The 15296-nt window shown below is 63.7% G+C and carries 16 protein-coding genes; 12 read left to right on the plus strand and 4 right to left on the minus strand.

Annotated features, from left to right (window positions below):
* The 12 genes from PQR53_RS38180 to pyrF all read left to right on the plus strand — a co-directional run.
* On the plus strand, window positions 1–286 hold a 286-nt coding region (locus PQR53_RS38180; RefSeq protein ID WP_408465678.1), incomplete at its 5' end, for a hypothetical protein.
* A gap of 150 nt (window positions 287–436) precedes the next feature.
* Window positions 437–1414 carry an IclR family transcriptional regulator gene (locus PQR53_RS38185; RefSeq protein WP_408465680.1) on the plus strand — a complete coding sequence of 326 codons (978 nt, stop codon included), beginning with the start codon at window positions 437–439 and terminating at the stop codon, window positions 1412–1414.
* Window positions 1411–2565 carry a 2-dehydro-3-deoxygalactonokinase gene (locus PQR53_RS38190; RefSeq protein WP_408465682.1) on the plus strand — a complete coding sequence of 385 codons (1155 nt, stop codon included), beginning with the start codon at window positions 1411–1413 and terminating at the stop codon, window positions 2563–2565. Before PQR53_RS38185 ends, PQR53_RS38190 begins: the two co-directional genes overlap by 4 nt.
* Window positions 2566–2601: 36 nt before the next feature.
* Window positions 2602–3282 (plus strand): 2-dehydro-3-deoxy-6-phosphogalactonate aldolase, encoded by a 681-nt coding sequence (locus PQR53_RS38195; protein ID WP_408465684.1) that lies wholly within the window; start codon window positions 2602–2604, stop codon window positions 3280–3282.
* Window positions 3279–4055 (plus strand): SDR family oxidoreductase, encoded by a 777-nt coding sequence (locus tag PQR53_RS38200; protein WP_408465686.1) that lies wholly within the window; start codon window positions 3279–3281, stop codon window positions 4053–4055. The genes PQR53_RS38195 and PQR53_RS38200 overlap by 4 nt, the downstream gene beginning before the upstream one ends.
* A 231-nt stretch (window positions 4056–4286) precedes the next feature.
* Complete coding sequence (locus PQR53_RS38205) at window positions 4287–5285, plus strand: arabinose ABC transporter substrate-binding protein (RefSeq protein ID WP_408465688.1); 999 nt, start codon at window positions 4287–4289, stop codon at window positions 5283–5285.
* A gap of 219 nt (window positions 5286–5504) precedes the next feature.
* On the plus strand, window positions 5505–7046 hold the full coding sequence (gene araG, locus PQR53_RS38210) for an L-arabinose ABC transporter ATP-binding protein AraG (RefSeq protein ID WP_408465690.1): 1542 nt from the start codon (window positions 5505–5507) through the stop codon (window positions 7044–7046).
* 54 nt (window positions 7047–7100) lie between these two features.
* Window positions 7101–8117, plus strand: a complete 1017-nt coding sequence (gene araH, locus PQR53_RS38215) for an L-arabinose ABC transporter permease AraH (RefSeq protein WP_179734424.1) — start codon at window positions 7101–7103, stop codon at window positions 8115–8117.
* A 40-nt stretch (window positions 8118–8157) separates the two neighbouring features.
* The gene (locus tag PQR53_RS38220) at window positions 8158–8958 is read left to right on the plus strand and encodes an SDR family NAD(P)-dependent oxidoreductase (RefSeq protein ID WP_408465692.1); all 801 of its coding nucleotides are present in this window, start codon (window positions 8158–8160) and stop codon (window positions 8956–8958) included.
* Window positions 8955–9908, plus strand: coding sequence for an SMP-30/gluconolactonase/LRE family protein (locus PQR53_RS38225; protein ID WP_408465694.1), 954 nt, complete (start codon window positions 8955–8957; stop codon window positions 9906–9908). The genes PQR53_RS38220 and PQR53_RS38225 overlap by 4 nt, the downstream gene beginning before the upstream one ends.
* Window positions 9909–10117: 209 nt before the next feature.
* Window positions 10118–11167, plus strand: coding sequence for an aldose 1-epimerase (locus PQR53_RS38230; RefSeq protein WP_408465696.1), 1050 nt, complete (start codon window positions 10118–10120; stop codon window positions 11165–11167).
* A 155-nt stretch (window positions 11168–11322) separates the two neighbouring features.
* On the plus strand, window positions 11323–12138 hold the full coding sequence (pyrF, locus tag PQR53_RS38235) for an orotidine-5'-phosphate decarboxylase (protein WP_408465698.1): 816 nt from the start codon (window positions 11323–11325) through the stop codon (window positions 12136–12138).
* Window positions 12139–12272: 134 nt separating this feature from the next.
* Here the strand turns inward: pyrF and PQR53_RS38240 are convergent, their stop codons facing one another.
* From PQR53_RS38240 to thiL, 4 genes are all read right to left on the minus strand, one after another.
* Window positions 12273–12794 (minus strand): cupin domain-containing protein, encoded by a 522-nt coding sequence (locus PQR53_RS38240; protein WP_408465700.1) that lies wholly within the window; start codon window positions 12792–12794, stop codon window positions 12273–12275.
* Between the two features lie 33 nt (window positions 12795–12827).
* A complete protein-coding gene (locus PQR53_RS38245; RefSeq protein WP_408465702.1) occupies window positions 12828–13328 on the minus strand; it encodes a CinA family protein in 501 nt (166 codons plus the stop codon).
* A gap of 103 nt (window positions 13329–13431) precedes the next feature.
* On the minus strand, window positions 13432–14004 hold the full coding sequence (locus tag PQR53_RS38250; protein ID WP_408465704.1) for a phosphatidylglycerophosphatase A family protein: 573 nt from the start codon (window positions 14002–14004) through the stop codon (window positions 13432–13434).
* Window positions 13994–14992 (minus strand): thiamine-phosphate kinase, encoded by a 999-nt coding sequence (gene thiL / locus PQR53_RS38255; RefSeq protein ID WP_408465706.1) that lies wholly within the window; start codon window positions 14990–14992, stop codon window positions 13994–13996. Before thiL ends, PQR53_RS38250 begins: the two co-directional genes overlap by 11 nt.
* Window positions 14993–15296 lie beyond the last annotated feature (304 nt).

Genomic DNA, 15296 nt, shown 5'->3' on the forward strand with positions numbered 1-15296 from the left:
CGACAAAGCGCCGAGCAGGCAACCACTTCAAGGAAAGGCCAACGCCATAGGCAACCAGACAACCAAGCGCCGAACAGGCAAACAAAGAAGCCAAAACAAAAACCCGCCCCATGGGGGCAATCAAAAGCCGAGGGTGCCGCAGAAGCACGACCTAACCTGCATGGCCAAATCCCATTATATGAATCAAACATTCACATATTGGAGCTTTCTCAAAAACCGCCCTACAATCCAAACCAACCCGCACCGCGAGCCAGCAAAACAGCCCGCGGCCAGCGACAGCAAATAAAACCGGAGACAAAGCCAAACCATGCCTAATACCCAAAGGCAGCACCCGCCTGCCCGCGCCATCGGCAACACGCACAGTTCCGCGAGCAAAACAGGCCTCCTCTCCGGTCCCGCGCTGTAAGCGCAAAAAACCACCCAAAAGCAGATCGCCATGAACAAAGCGATGCCTACTCACGCCGCCAGCGCGTCCAAAGCCGATCTGGAGCCGCAAGCCGACCATGCGAGCCGCGCCGTGCCGCAACCGGCGGCCAACGCCGCCAAAGCACACCGCGCCAGCGCGCAACCGGCCGTCCTCAACGAAATCGCCTTGCCCAGCACGCTGCTCGACGTCACGCCGCAACAAGCCGGCACGCAAACGCTGCTGCGCGGCCTGGCGATTCTGGAAGCCGCCGCTGCCGGCGTGCGCGATCTGCGTACCTTTGGCGCCGCGCTCGGCACGACCCGCAGCACCACCCATCGGCTGGTGAGCAGCCTCGTGCAGGCGCGCTATCTGCGGCAAGTGCAGGGCGGCTATCTGCTCGGCCCGAAGCTGATCGAACTCGGCACCATCGCGCTCGAACAGATGCCGCTCACCGCAGTCGCGCGTCAACATCTCGAATCGCTCGCTGAACAGACGCTCGACACGATCCATCTCGGCGTGCGCGACGGCGACGACGTGCTGTACATCGACAAGATCCCCGGCACGCGTGGCCTCGAAATGCGCTCGCGCGTCGGTCATCGGATGCCGTTGGCGTCGACGGGAATCGGCAAAGCCATGATGCTCGACCTCACGCCGGACGTCTGGCAGTCGCTTTTCGAAGCATCGCGTCGTGCGCTCGCCGGCGTCAGCTTCAAGCCGGATAATCGCCCCGACCAGCAAACGTTCATGCAACGCATGACCAACTACGCCGCCGGCGGCTACACCTTCGACCTCGAGGAAAACGAAGCGTCGATCCGTTGCGTCGCCGCACCGGTGCGCGATGCATCGGGCTCCGTCGTGGCTGCGTTGTCGGTGGCGAGCACCATTCCTTATATGTCGCTGGAGCGCATGGACGAACTGATTCCGGTCGTGCAGCGCGAAGCGCGCGCGATCTCGGAAGAACTCGGCTGGCGCGCCCCCCAACCGGCAACCCGCAGGATCAAGCGATGAAGCCAGCGGGTTCCTCCATGCCGGCAGTGACTAACGTTGCGGTCAACGCCAACGGAAACGCTACCGCCAACGGAAACGCCACCAGCGGAAGCGCCACTGGCGAAAGCGCCACCAGCGGAAGCGTCTCCGCCAACAGAAACGCCACCGCCAACCTCCAGCACGCAGCGCTCATCGCGCTCGACTGGGGCACCACGTCGCTGCGCGCGTATCTATACGACGCGGCCGGCGAGGTGCTGGCAACGCACGCATCGACGGCCGGCATCATGAATTTGCCGCGCAGCGCCGAGCAAGGCGGCTTCGACGCCGCGTTCGACGACGCGTGCGGCGCCTGGCTCGACCAGGCGGCCGCCGTGCCGGTGATCGCGGCAGGGATGGTCGGCAGCGCGCAAGGCTGGGTTGAGGCACCCTATGTCGACGCGCCTGCGAATGCCGATGCGCTGGTGGCCGGCATCGTCCGCGTAAAAGCCGCGGGTGGCGCGACGCTGCACATCGTGCCGGGCGTCCTGCAGCGCGGCGAACTGCCGAACGTGATGCGCGGCGAAGAAACCCAGATCTTCGGCGCACTCGGTCAGGAATCGGGCGAATCGGGCGCCACGGACAGCGGCAAGCGCGCGCTGATCGGCTTGCCCGGCACCCACGCGAAATGGGCCGTCGTGCAGGCAGGCCGCATCGAACGTTTTCATACCTTCATGACCGGCGAGGTGTTCGCGGCATTGCGCGAGCACACCATCCTCGGCCGCACGATGGTCACGCCGGATCGTCCGGATACCGACGCATTCCTGCACGGCGTGAAGATCGCCCGTGACAAGGGTCAGCAGGGCTTGCTGGCCACCGTATTCAGTTCCCGCACGCTCGGCCTGACCGGACAACTTTCGCGCGAACAGCAGCCTGACTATCTGTCGGGCCTGTTGATCGGGCACGAACTGGCTGGTCTCGAAGCCGCGCTGACGCAACAGCAAACCTCGCTCGCCGGGCAGCACTTGCGCCTGATCGGCAATGAAGCGCTTTGCGAACGCTATCGCGTGGCACTCGCGCAATTCGGCTGCACTCACGCGGAACTGGTGAAGCACGCTACCGAGCGCGGCCTATGGCGCGTCGCCACTCAGGCAGGGCTCGTCAATCCGGCGCCCCAAGCGGCACGCGCCGGCTGACCGGCGGCGCCACCGCTCACGAAACAAGGAACCGACATGCAACCTCACATCAATCTGCCCGCCCCGTACATGCCGCACGCGGGTTTGATCGCCGCGTTCGACGTGTGTCCGCTGATCGCGATCATGCGCGGCGTGACGCCGGCTGATGCCGCCGAGCACGGTCAGGCCCTGTACGAAGCCGGCTTTCGCATCATCGAAGTGCCGTTGAATTCGCCGCAGCCGTTCGACAGCATCGCGGCGATCCGCAAGGCGTTGCCGGCGGATGCGATCGTCGGCGCGGGCACGGTGCTGCATCCCAGTTTCGTCAACGACGTGAAGTCAGCGGGCGGCGAGCTGATCGTGATGCCGCATAGCGATCCGGACGTCGTCGTCGCCGCGAAAGCACAAGGCATGGCGTGCGCGCCGGGTGTGGCGACGCCGAATGAAGCCTTCATCGCGCTGAAAAACGGCGCGGACGTGCTGAAGATGTTTCCCGCCGAACAACTCGGCTGCCAGGTCGTGAAGGCGTGGCGCGCGGTGATCGCGGCGCAGGTGCCGCTGGTGCCGGTCGGTGGGGTCACGCCGGACAACATGGGCCCGTTCCTGAGCGCCGGCGCGAATGGCTTCGGCCTCGGCTCGGCGCTGTACAAGCCGGGTCAGAGCGTGGCGGTGACCGCCTCGCACGCGAAGGCGTTCATCAACGGGTTGCGCATCGCCCGGGCAGGCGCGAAGAAATGACGCGGCTCGCCGACAAAGTCGCCTTGATCACCGGCGCCGGGCGCGGCATCGGTGCGGCGATCGCGCTCGCGTTTGCGCGCGAGGGCGCGGCGGTCGTGCTGGCCGAACTCGATATCGAAACCGCGCGGCAGACGGCGGAGCAGATCAAGGCGCAAACCGGCGGCCGCGTGTTGGCGGTGCAGACGGATGTGACGCAGTCGGCGTCCGTTCAGCACGCCGTGAGCGAGGGCGAACGCGTGTTCGGCGCGCTCGATGTACTGGTCAACAACGCCGGCATCAACGTGTTCTGCGACCCGCTGACGATGACCGATGACGACTGGCGCCGTTGCTTCGCGGTCGATCTCGACGGCGTATGGAATGGATGCCGCGCGGTGCTGCCGGGCATGGTCGAACGCGGCGCGGGCAGCATCGTGAATATCGCGTCGACGCATGCGTTCAAGATCATTCCGGGATGTTTCCCGTACCCGGTGGCGAAGCACGGCGTAATCGGTTTGACGCGTGCGCTCGGCATCGAATACGCGCCGCGCAACGTGCGGGTCAATGCGATCGCACCGGGGTACATCGAAACGCAACTGACGCACGACTGGTGGAACGAACAAGCCGATCCAACGGCCGCGAAACAGGCGACGCTCGATCTGCAACCGATGAAGCGCATCGGCCGCCCGGAAGAGGTGGCAATGACGGCGGTGTTTCTCGCCTCGGATGAAGCGCCGTTCATCAACGCCAGCTGCATCACCGTGGATGGCGGCCGCTCGGCGGTGTATCACGACTGAACATGGCGGAGCGGCGCGCAACAGGATGCGGGGCCGGCAGTTCCAGCAACGAGCAAGAACAGTGGGAACGGGGCAACAGGAACGGGGCAACAAGAACGGGCAACAAGAACAAACGGCAGCAACAGCAAGCCAGGGTTTCACCGGACGACGCGCTGGCCGCGTGTGTCACAACCGGTACAAGAAGACGCGGCCGATACCTTCTCGTTATCAATTAGTCAGGAGACACGCATCATGAAACGAAGAATTTTCCTCACGCTGGCAGCAGCGGCGGCGGGTGTGCTCTTCAACGCGCCGGTCGCGCAAGCCGCGGACCCGGTCAAGATCGGCTTCCTCGTGAAGCAGCCGGAAGAACCGTGGTTCCAGGACGAATGGAAGTTCGCGGAAATCGCCGCCAAGGAGAAGGGCTTCACGCTGGTGAAAATCGGCGCGCCGTCGGGCGAGAAGGTGATGAGCGCCATCGACAACCTGTCGGCTCAGAAAGCCCAGGGCTTTGTGATCTGCACGCCTGACGTCAAGCTCGGACCGGGTATTGTCGCGAAGGCGAAGGCCGACGGCCTGAAGATGATGACGGTTGACGACCGCCTCGTCGACGGCGCGGGCAAGCCGATCGCATCAGTGCCGCATATGGGCATCTCGGCGTACAACATCGGCAAGCAGGTCGGCGACGGTCTCGCTGCGGAAATCAAGAAGCGCGGCTGGGACATGAAGGATGTGGGCGCAATCGACGTGACCTACGAACAGCTGCCGACCGCGCATGACCGCACCAGCGGCGCGACCGATGCACTGATCGCCGCCGGCTTCCCGAAAGCGAACATCATCGCCGCGCCGCAAGCGAAGACGGACACGGAAAACGCGTTCAACGCCGCCAACATCGCGCTGACGAAGAACCCGCAGTTCAAGCACTGGGTGGCCTACGCGCTGAACGACGAAGGTGTGCTCGGCGCCGTGCGCGCAGCGGAAGGCCGCGGCTTCAAGGCGGACAACATGATCGGTATCGGCATCGGCGGTTCGGACTCGGCATTGAACGAGTTCAAGAAGCCGACCCCGACGGGCTTCTACGGCACGGTCATCATCAGCCCGAAGCGCCACGGCGAAGAAACCTCGACGCTGATGTACGACTGGATCACGCAAGGCAAGGAACCGCCGCTGCTGACACTGACGACCGGCATGCTGGCGACGCGTGACAACGTCGCCGACGTGCGTCAGAAGATGGGCCTCGCGGCAAACTAAGCGGGTTGATCTAGCAGGTCGTGACATGAAGTGAACTGCCGGTGCGCCTTTCTCCAGGGATTGGGCGCGCCGGCAGCAGCAATAAAAGTTGAGCAGTTGAGACAAGCTTGCTTTGCGTCCACGCGGCGCTTGAAAAAGCACGATTCAAAAACAGCAAGTATCTTGCATGGGACCGCAGTCAGCGTTAAAGCGCTAACTCCGGTCGACAAAGGAGGCGAAGTGTCAGCGACGCTACGTTTTGACAATATCGGCAAAGTCTTTCCAGGCGTGCGCGCGCTCGACGGTGTGTCCTTCGACGTCAACGTCGGCCAGGTGCACGGCCTGATGGGCGAAAACGGCGCAGGGAAATCCACCCTGCTGAAGATTCTCGGCGGTGAATACCAGCCCGATTCGGGCCGCGTGATGATCGACGGTAATGAGGTGCGCTTTACGAGCGCGGCTTCGTCGATCGCGGCGGGCATTGCGGTGATTCACCAGGAACTGCAATACGTGCCCGATCTGACGGTCGCGGAAAACCTGCTGCTCGGCCAGTTGCCGAACTCGCTCGGCTGGGTCAACAAGCGCGAAGCGAAACGCTTCGTGCGCGAACGCCTCGAAGCGATGGGCGTGGCGCTCGATCCGAACGCCAAGCTGCGTAAGCTCTCGATCGCGCAACGCCAGATGGTCGAAATCTGCAAGGCGCTGCTGCGTAATGCGCGCGTGATCGCACTCGATGAACCGACCAGCTCGCTATCGCATCGCGAGACCGAGGTGCTGTTCAAGCTGGTGCGCGATCTGCGTGCCGACAACCGCGCGATGATCTACATCTCGCACCGCATGGACGAGATCTACGAGCTTTGCGACGCCTGCACGATCTTCCGCGACGGCCGCAAGATTGCCTCGCATCCGACACTCGAAGGCGTGTCGCGCGACACCATCGTGAGCGAAATGGTTGGGCGCGAGATCTCCGACATCTATAACTATTCAGCACGTCCGTTGGGTGACGTGCGCTTCGCGGCGAAAGCGATCGAAGGTCACGCGCTTGCGCAGCCAGCCAGCTTCGAAGTGCGGCGCGGCGAGATTGTCGGCTTTTTCGGTCTGGTGGGCGCGGGCCGCAGCGAGCTGATGCGCCTCGTGTACGGCGCCGATCACAAGAAGGGCGGCGAAATCATGCTCGACGGCAAGCCGATCAAGGTGCGCAGTGCGGGCGAAGCCATTAAACACGGCATCGTGCTGTGCCCGGAAGACCGCAAGGAAGAAGGCATCGTCGCCATGGCGACGGTGTCGGAGAACATCAATATCAGTTGCCGCCGTCACTATTTGCGCGCGGGGATGTTCCTCGACCGCAAGAAGGAAGCGGAAACCGCCGACCGTTTTATCAAGCTGCTGAAGATCAAGACGCCGAGCCGCCGTCAGAAGATCCGTTTTCTGTCGGGCGGCAATCAGCAGAAGGCGATTCTGTCGCGCTGGCTGGCCGAGCCCGATCTGAAGGTCGTGATTCTCGACGAGCCGACGCGCGGGATCGATGTCGGCGCGAAGCATGAGATCTATAACGTGATTTATCAGCTAGCCGAACGCGGCTGCGCGATCGTCATGATTTCGTCGGAATTGCCGGAAGTGCTCGGCGTGTCCGACCGGATCATCGTGATGCGTCAGGGCCGGATTTCCGGTGAGCTGGCACGCCAGGATGCAACGGAACAAACGGTGTTGAGCCTCGCGTTGCCGCAAAGCTCGACCGCGCTGCCCGGAACCGCAACCGCCGCCACCGAGCAAGCGGCCTGAACCTTATTTGGACGAAAGTCCGGCAACCCGTGGGGAACGGGAGGAGTCTTCAAAATGCAAGCCAGAGAAAACCTCGCGCAACAAGCCGCCAAAGGCGCGGCCGAAGCGCTGATTCCACAGTCGAACGACAAGGCCAAGTGGTGGCAGCAGATCACCGAGTACAGCCTGATCCTGATCTTCATCGTGATGTTCGTCACGATGTCGCTGACGGTCGATCACTTTTTCTCGATCGAGAACATGCTCGGTCTCGCGCTGTCGATTTCGCAGATCGGCATGGTCGCGTGCACGATGATGTTCTGTCTGGCCTCGCGCGATTTCGACTTGTCGGTGGGTTCGACGGTCGCGTTCGCCGGCGTGCTGTGCGCGATGGTGCTGAACGCCACGGGCAATACGTTCATCGCGATCATCGCCGCGGTGGCGGCAGGCGCCGTGATCGGTTTCGTCAATGGCGCGGTGATCGCCTATCTGCGCATCAACGCGCTGATCACGACGCTGGCCACCATGGAAATCGTTCGCGGTCTCGGCTTTATCGTCTCGCACGGGCAGGCGGTGGGCGTGTCGTCGGATACGTTCATCGCGTTGGGCGGCTTGAGCTTCTTCGGCGTATCGCTGCCGATCTGGGTCACGCTGCTGTGCTTCATCGTGTTCGGCGTGATGCTCAATCAGACCGTGTACGGCCGTAATACGCTGGCGATTGGCGGTAATCCGGAAGCTTCGCGTCTCGCCGGTATCAATGTCGAACGCACGCGCGTCTATATTTTCCTGATTCAAGGCGCGGTGACCGCGCTGGCCGGGGTGATTCTGGCTTCGCGCATTACCTCCGGCCAGCCGAACGCGGCGGAAGGTTTCGAGCTGAACGTGATTTCGGCGTGCGTGTTGGGCGGCGTGTCGCTGCTCGGCGGCCGCGCGACGATTTCCGGTGTCGTGATCGGCGTGCTGATCATGGGTACGGTCGAGAACGTGATGAACCTGATGAACATCGACGCGTTCTATCAGTACCTCGTACGCGGCGCGATCCTGCTCGCCGCCGTGCTGCTCGACCAGTTAAAGAACCGCGGCTCGCGCGACTAAAACCGCGATCCACTCACTTTGCTCCTAGAGGAATCGAACGATGTCGTCTCCGGCCAATGCAAACGACCGTCTCGCGGACAACGCGTTTGCCCGCTATCCGAGTCTCGTCGACCGCACGGTGTTGATCACGGGCGGCGCGACCGGTATCGGCGCATCGTTCGTCGAGCATTTCGCGGCGCAGGGCGCGCGCGTCGCGTTCTTCGATATCGACGCGACCGCGGGTGAAGCGCTCGCCGACGAGCTCGGCGATTCGAAACACAAGCCACTGTTCGTGCCCTGCGATCTGACCGATGTCGACGCGCTGCAAAAAGCGGTCGCTGATGTCAAAACCGCGCTTGGACCGATCCAGGTGCTCGTGAACAACGCGGCGAACGACAAGCGTCACACGATCGGCGAAGTGACGCGCGAGTCTTTCGATGCGGGTATCGCGGTGAATATCCGTCACCAGTTTTTCACGGCGCAAGCGGTGATGGAGGATATGAAAGCGGCCAACAGCGGCTCGATCATCAACCTCGGCTCGATTAGCTGGATGCTGAAGAACGGCGGCTATCCGGTGTACGTGATGTCGAAATCGGCCGTGCAGGGTTTGACGCGTGGCCTCGCGCGCGACCTCGGTCACTTCAACATCCGCGTCAATACGCTGGTGCCGGGCTGGGTGATGACGGAAAAGCAGAAGCGTTTGTGGCTCGACGACGCGGGCCGCCGCTCGATCAAGGAAGGTCAGTGCATCGACGCTGAACTGCAACCGGCCGACGTGGCGCGCATGGCGCTGTTCCTCGCCGCGGACGATAGCAAGATGATTACCGCGCAGGACCTCATCGTCGACGGAGGCTGGGCGTGAGTGCGGACACCCGCGTGGAAGTGGCAGCGGGGTCGCCTACACCCTGCGCGACACTGTTGCTCGACGCAAAATGCACACTCGGCGAAGGCGCGACGTGGTGCGCGAAAACCGGCCGCTTCTACTGGACCGATATTGAAGGCGCGCGCCTGTGGCGCTATGACCCGGGCACCGGCAGCAGCACCTCGTGGCCCATGCCCGAGCGGCTCGCCACGTTCGCGCTGTGTGCCGATCCGGATTTCCTGCTGCTCGGCCTCGCGACGCATCTGGCGTTCTTCAATCCGGCAACGGGCGAGACGCAGCGTATCGTCGACGTCGAACCCGGCATGAACACGCGCGTGAACGACGGCCGCTGCGATCGTCAGGGTCGTTTCGTGTTCGGTACGAAAGATGAAGGCTCGCCGCTGCATGCGGTCGGCGGGTTTTATCGTCTGAATCATGATTTGTCGCTGGAACGGTTGCCGCTGCCTGCGCCGGCGATCTCGAACAGCATCGCGTTCAGTCCCGACGGCGCGACGATGTATTACTGCGACTCACCGACCCGTGTCATCCGCACGTGCGACTATCGCGCGGACGGCAGCATCGCCAACGACCGCGTATTCGCGACCTTGACTGACGCGAGCGGCGAGCCCGACGGCTCGACAGTCGATCGCGATGGCGGCTTGTGGAACGCGCAATGGGGCGGCAGGCGCGTGGTGCGGTATGGCCCCGACGGCGTGGCAACCGAGCGCGTCGAGGTGCCGACCGCGCAACCGAGTTGCGTAGCGTTTGGCGGGCTCCCAACAGGACTTCCTCCGGGGCCCGCTGAACTCGGCACGCTGTACATCACGAGCGCGCGCATCGGTCTCGACGCGGCCGCGCTCGCGGACGATCCGGGGGCGGGCGGCGTATTCATCGCCACGCCCGCACGACAAGGTTTGCCGGAGCCCGTGTTCCAAGGCTCGCCGAGATAGCGCAGAATGACGCTGCCTCATTCGCGAGGCGGTAACGGTGGACGGTTTAGCCGTGACTTTGAAGGCGAATCGGCAGTTGATGTCGCAAAACCAGTGGCAGCAAATCGGCAGCATGCAGTTCGGACCCAGAGGCGACCGGTTAAAAAAGTCGCCCAATAGCATCCGTCAGCAATGACGGCAACGTCCCACGCCTCTCGATGGAGCCAGATATGACTGTTGCGAATCTTGTTTCCGCTTCTTCTCAGACCCGACGCGCGCGACTCAACGCGGCGGCCAATCCGGTGCTTGCCGGGCCCAGCACGTCGGCGGTGGCGGTCGGCGAAACGAGCGGCGATGTCGCTTGCATTACGCTCGCCAACGCGCACTTGCGCCTCGACGTCGCGCCGGCGCTCGGCGGCGGCGTCACCCGTTTCGACTGGCGCAACGACGGCGCGCTCACGCCGATTTTCCGGCGCTGCCGCCATGTCGGCGCGGATACCCAGCCGAACCAGCTCGCCTGTTATCCGTTGCTGCCGTATTCGAACCGGATCGGAGGCGGTCATTTCAATGTGGCGGGGCGGCGTGTCGACGTGCCGCAAAATCGCGCCGACGAACCCTTGCCGATTCATGGCGACGGCTGGCTCTCCGCCTGGCAGGTCGCGGAATCGGATCGCGAGAATGTGCGTTTGACGCTCGATCGTCACGGCGGCAAACCGTACGCATTCCGCGCGACCCAAACCTATACGCTGGACGGCGCCACGCTCGTCATCACGCTGGAAATCGAGAACACCGGCCGCGAGGCGCTGCCTTTCGGGCTGGGCGTGCATCCTTTTTTCGTGCGTGACGCGGATACCGAATTGTCAGCGGCGGCCGGCGGCCTATGGCTCTCCGGTGACGACTGGCTGCCGGTGCGTCACGTGCCGACGCCGCCCGCATGGCAATTCGGCGTGGCGTATCCGCTGCCGGAAGCCATCGTCAATCACGCGTTCACGGGTTGGAGCGGGCAGGCGGCGGTGGTGTGGCCCAAGCGCCGTCTGTCGCTGAATATCGCCGCCGACACCGACTACTACGTGCTGTACACGCCACCGGGTGAGGACTTCTTCTGCTTCGAGCCGGTCGATCATCCGATCAACGCGATGAATCTGGCCGGCGGCGCGTGCGAGAACGGTATGACGATGTTGAGACGCGGCGAGCGCCTCGCGCGTATGTTCCGCTTCACTGTTGAACGCACCGGTTTGCGTTCGACGCCGGGGGCGCGCGGGTCGCGGCGCAAACAGTAGGCGAGTAACGGGCTAGTAACGGGCTAGTAGCGGGCTAGTAGCGGCCGAGTCGCTGGCGAACCGCTGGTGCGCGTGGTGCCGTGCGGCCGCGGCCTGCCGCGCAGGACAGGTAAAATACGCGCCTCTTCCGTTATCGGCTCGCCGCGAGACTCACCATGTCCAATTTCATCCAGACACTCAACGACGCCTGGCAGCGCACGAACTCGCTGCTGTGCGTCGGCCTCGATCCCGAGCCCAGCAAATTCCCGGGCGCGCTCGCGAACCGTCCCGAAGCGATTTTCGACTTCTGCCGCACCATCGTCGATGCGACCGCGCCGTATGCGTCGTCGTTCAAGCCACAGATCGCGTACTTCGCCGCTCATCGCGCGGAAGACCAGCTCGAGCAGCTGATTGCGCACATTCATGCGAACCATCCGGGCTTGCCGGTGATTCTGGACGCGAAGCGCGGTGACATCGGCAGCACCGCCGAGCAGTATGCGCGCGAGGCGTTCGAGCGCTATCAGGCGGATGCGGTCACGGTGAATCCGTATATGGGTTTCGACTCGATCGAGCCGTATCTGGAGCACGCGGGCAAGGGCGTGATCGTGTTGTGCCGGACCTCGAACCCGGGCGGCTCGGATCTGCAGTTTCTGGAGACGGGCGGCCGGCCGTTGTATCAGGTCGTCGCGCAACTGGCGGCGGACAAGTGGAACGCGAGCGGTCAACTCGGGCTGGTGGTCGGCGCGACCTTCCCTAAGGAAATCGAAGTGGTGCGCGGCATCGTCGGCGATATGCCGCTGCTGATTCCGGGTATCGGCGCGCAAGGCGGCGATGTTCAGGCGACGGTCAACGCCGCCCGCACGGCGAACGGCACGGGTATGCTGATCAACTCCTCGCGAGCCATTCTCTATGCCGGCAAGGACGAGGATTTCGCCGAGGCCGCGGCGCAAGCCGCGATGGCAACACGTGACCGGATTAATGCGTTCCGGTGATAGGTGGCGGTCGTCTTGAAAGACGGCCTTTGAATCGGGTTTTGTCGTTTGGGCGGCCCCAGCGACCGATGTGCTTTCGCTTCTGCCGGGGCCACTCGGCAGTCGGGCCTGACTCTGTCGCTTACTCGGCCCGCTTAAACGGCCGGCCCGAGGCGCTCAATCAACGCCGCATGCTGCAGATGCTGCGCCTTCAAAGCCTCAACATCCGCCAGCTCGAACTCGCTGAATTCAAAACCCGGCGCCACTGTGCAGCCCACTAGCGCAAACGTCGCCGGGTCCGCGCATTCCGCGGCAAACCATAGGCCCGCGGGCACCACCGCCTGAAACACGGCGTCCGGATGCATCAGCGTATTGCCCAACCTGTGTGTGATCAGCGAGCCCGCTTCGTCGAGCACGTGGACGTTCAACGGCTCGCCGGCATAAAAATGCCAGACTTCGTCGGACTTGATCCGATGCCATGCCGAATGCGCGCCGTCACAGAGCAGGTAATAAATCGCGGTGGACGCCGAGCGCGTCTGCATTGAATCGACGCCGCGCTGCACAGACTCGGCGGACCGGTACGTCTCGCTGAAAAACCCCCCTTCCGGATGCGGCTTCAGATCGAAGCGGCGGATCAACGCGTCTTTGGCGGTATGCGAGGCGGATATGTTGGGCATCGGGGGCGGCACCTCGATTTGTTGAACCGGAAGTTAATGTTCGCGCTCGTCGAGCAGGGCCATCACGCCGCGCAACGCGTGCGCCGCGGCCTGCACGCGGATCTTCTCGCGGTCGCCCTTGAAAACTTTGGTTTCCACCGACGTATGCAGCCGATTGCTCCAGCCGAACGACACCATGCCGACCGGCTTGGCCTCAGTGCCGCCGCCCGGGCCGGCGACGCCGGTAATCGATAGCGACACCTGCGCGCGGCTGTTGCGCAGCGCGCCCTCGGCCATCGCGCGCGCCACTTGCTCGCTGACCGCGCCGTGCCTTTCGATCAGATCGGCCGGCACGCCGATCATTTCCGACTTCGCCTGATTCGAATACGTGACGAAGCCGCGCTCGAACCAGCCGCTGCTGCCGGAAATGTCGGTAATCGCGGTCGCCACCATGCCGCCAGTACAGGATTCGGCGGTGACGAGCATCAGGCGCTCATCGCGCAGACGGTTGCTCACGCGAATCGCAAGCTGGTGAACCACGGAATCGGTCGGCATGGCGTCAATCCGGAAAACGGGGAATGGCTACGGGAGGCAGCCGGTTGGCGGTGATCGGTGGCCTGCGGAGCGAGGCCGACCGGTACCGGCCAACGGGCAGAAGTTAAACCGACATGCGCCAGAGCGCAATCACGAGCAGCGTGAAAAACGCGGCCAGCAGGTCATCGAACATGATGCCAAAGCCACCTTTCAGGCGGCGATCGAAATAGCCGATTGGCGGCGGTTTCACCATGTCGAAGAGGCGGAACACGATAAACGCCCAGAACTGCCCGGTCAGCGTGACCGGTGTAACGATCAGCAACACCAGCCAGAAGGCGACGATTTCGTCCCAGACGATCGACGACGGGTCGTCGATGCCTAGCTTCTTCGCCGTAAAGCCGCAGATCGCAATGCCGCCGAAAAATCCCGCGACGATCAGGACACCCCACTCGACCACCGTCAGGTAACGGCTCAAGACGGCGAACGATGCCCATGCGAACAGCGTGCCGATCGTGCCTGGCGCGATCGGCGACAAACCGCTGCCAAAACCCAGCGACAGAATGTGCAGCGGATGCGACAGCATGAAACGCGCGGTAGCGCGGCGCGGCTGCGGGCGCGGTGCGCGCGGACCGGACGCGTTGGGGGGCGGGCTGCCGATCAGATCGTCGGCGGGGACCAGCGGGGGATCAGTCTGCATGGAAGTGATCGAAGCCTTGCAACGTCAGAGTGAGCGGCGCGCCGGTGGCATCGCGCCAGCCGATCGCCGGGCGGTCGGCCGCCGCTTGAAGAGCGCTTATTGTACCGATGCGCGTAACCGGTACCGCCGCCTCGCGGCCGGCTGCTTCCACCTTCGCGCGCGCGGCAACCGGCGCGGTGAAACACAGCTCGTAATCGTCGCCGCCGGCGAGCGTGCAGAGTCGCTGGATCTCGGGCGAGAGACGGCGCAGGGCGGCGGAGCGCGGGACGGCGTCGACATTCACCGTGGCCTGCACGTCCGAGCGTTCGAGGATGTGCAGCAGGTCTCCGGCGAGGCCGTCCGAGAGGTCGAGCGCCGCATGCGCAATGCCTCGCAACGCGAGGCCGAGGAAAATGCGCGGCTCCGGACGTTCGAGGGCGCGGCGAAACGTCGCAGTGTCGCTGGCATCGGCGGACCACTCGCCGCGCTGTACGCCCAGGCCCGCACGCGCATCGCCGAGTGTGCCGGAGATCCAGATGTCATCGCCCGGTTGCGCGGCGTCGCGGCGCAGGGCAACTTGCGGCCGCACACTGCCGAATACGGTGATGCACAGATTCAACGGACCGCCGGTCGTATCGCCGCCGATCAGATCGCAGCCGTATTGCCGGGCCAGTGTGAAGAGCCCATCGCTAAACGCGGCGAGCCATGCTTCGTCGGCCTTTGGCAAGGAGAGCGCGAGGGTGAACGCCTGGGGCCGCGCGCCCATCGCGGCCAGGTCCGACAGGTTCACCGCGAGCGCCTTGTGACCGAGCGCCTGCGGATCGACATCGGGAAAGAAGTGGCGGCCTTCTACCAGCATGTCCGTCGATATCGCGAGCATTTCTCCGGGGCGCGGCGCGAGCAGCGCGCAGTCGTCGCCGATGCCGAGCTCACCTTCCTCGGCACGGGACGCCACGTCGGCTGCGCGGCGGGCGAAAAAACGATCGATCAGTGAAAACTCGGAGAGCATGGAGGCGATGGGCAATTAATGAGTGCAAGCGGTAAATGTAACCGGATAAGTACAGCAAAAAGCCGCTAACGGTGCGCATTGTATGGAGATGCGCAGGGATTATCGCTCGATCGGTACTCGGCTCAGCTTCAGTTCGTCGTCCCCACGAAGCACGCCACATCCTGTCTTTCGCGCTGTTTCAGTCGCGGCAGTTGTACCCGTATTGAAGGGATCGAGCCGGCAATTGGGGCTACAATGCCGTCGAACATCTATTCTAATCCGCACTTCGAAGCCCGCCTTATGTCGACTCCCGTCAATAGCAAAC

It is taken from the genome of Paraburkholderia fungorum (genome assembly GCF_046027605.1).
Lineage (GTDB): Bacteria > Pseudomonadota > Gammaproteobacteria > Burkholderiales > Burkholderiaceae > Paraburkholderia > Paraburkholderia fungorum_F.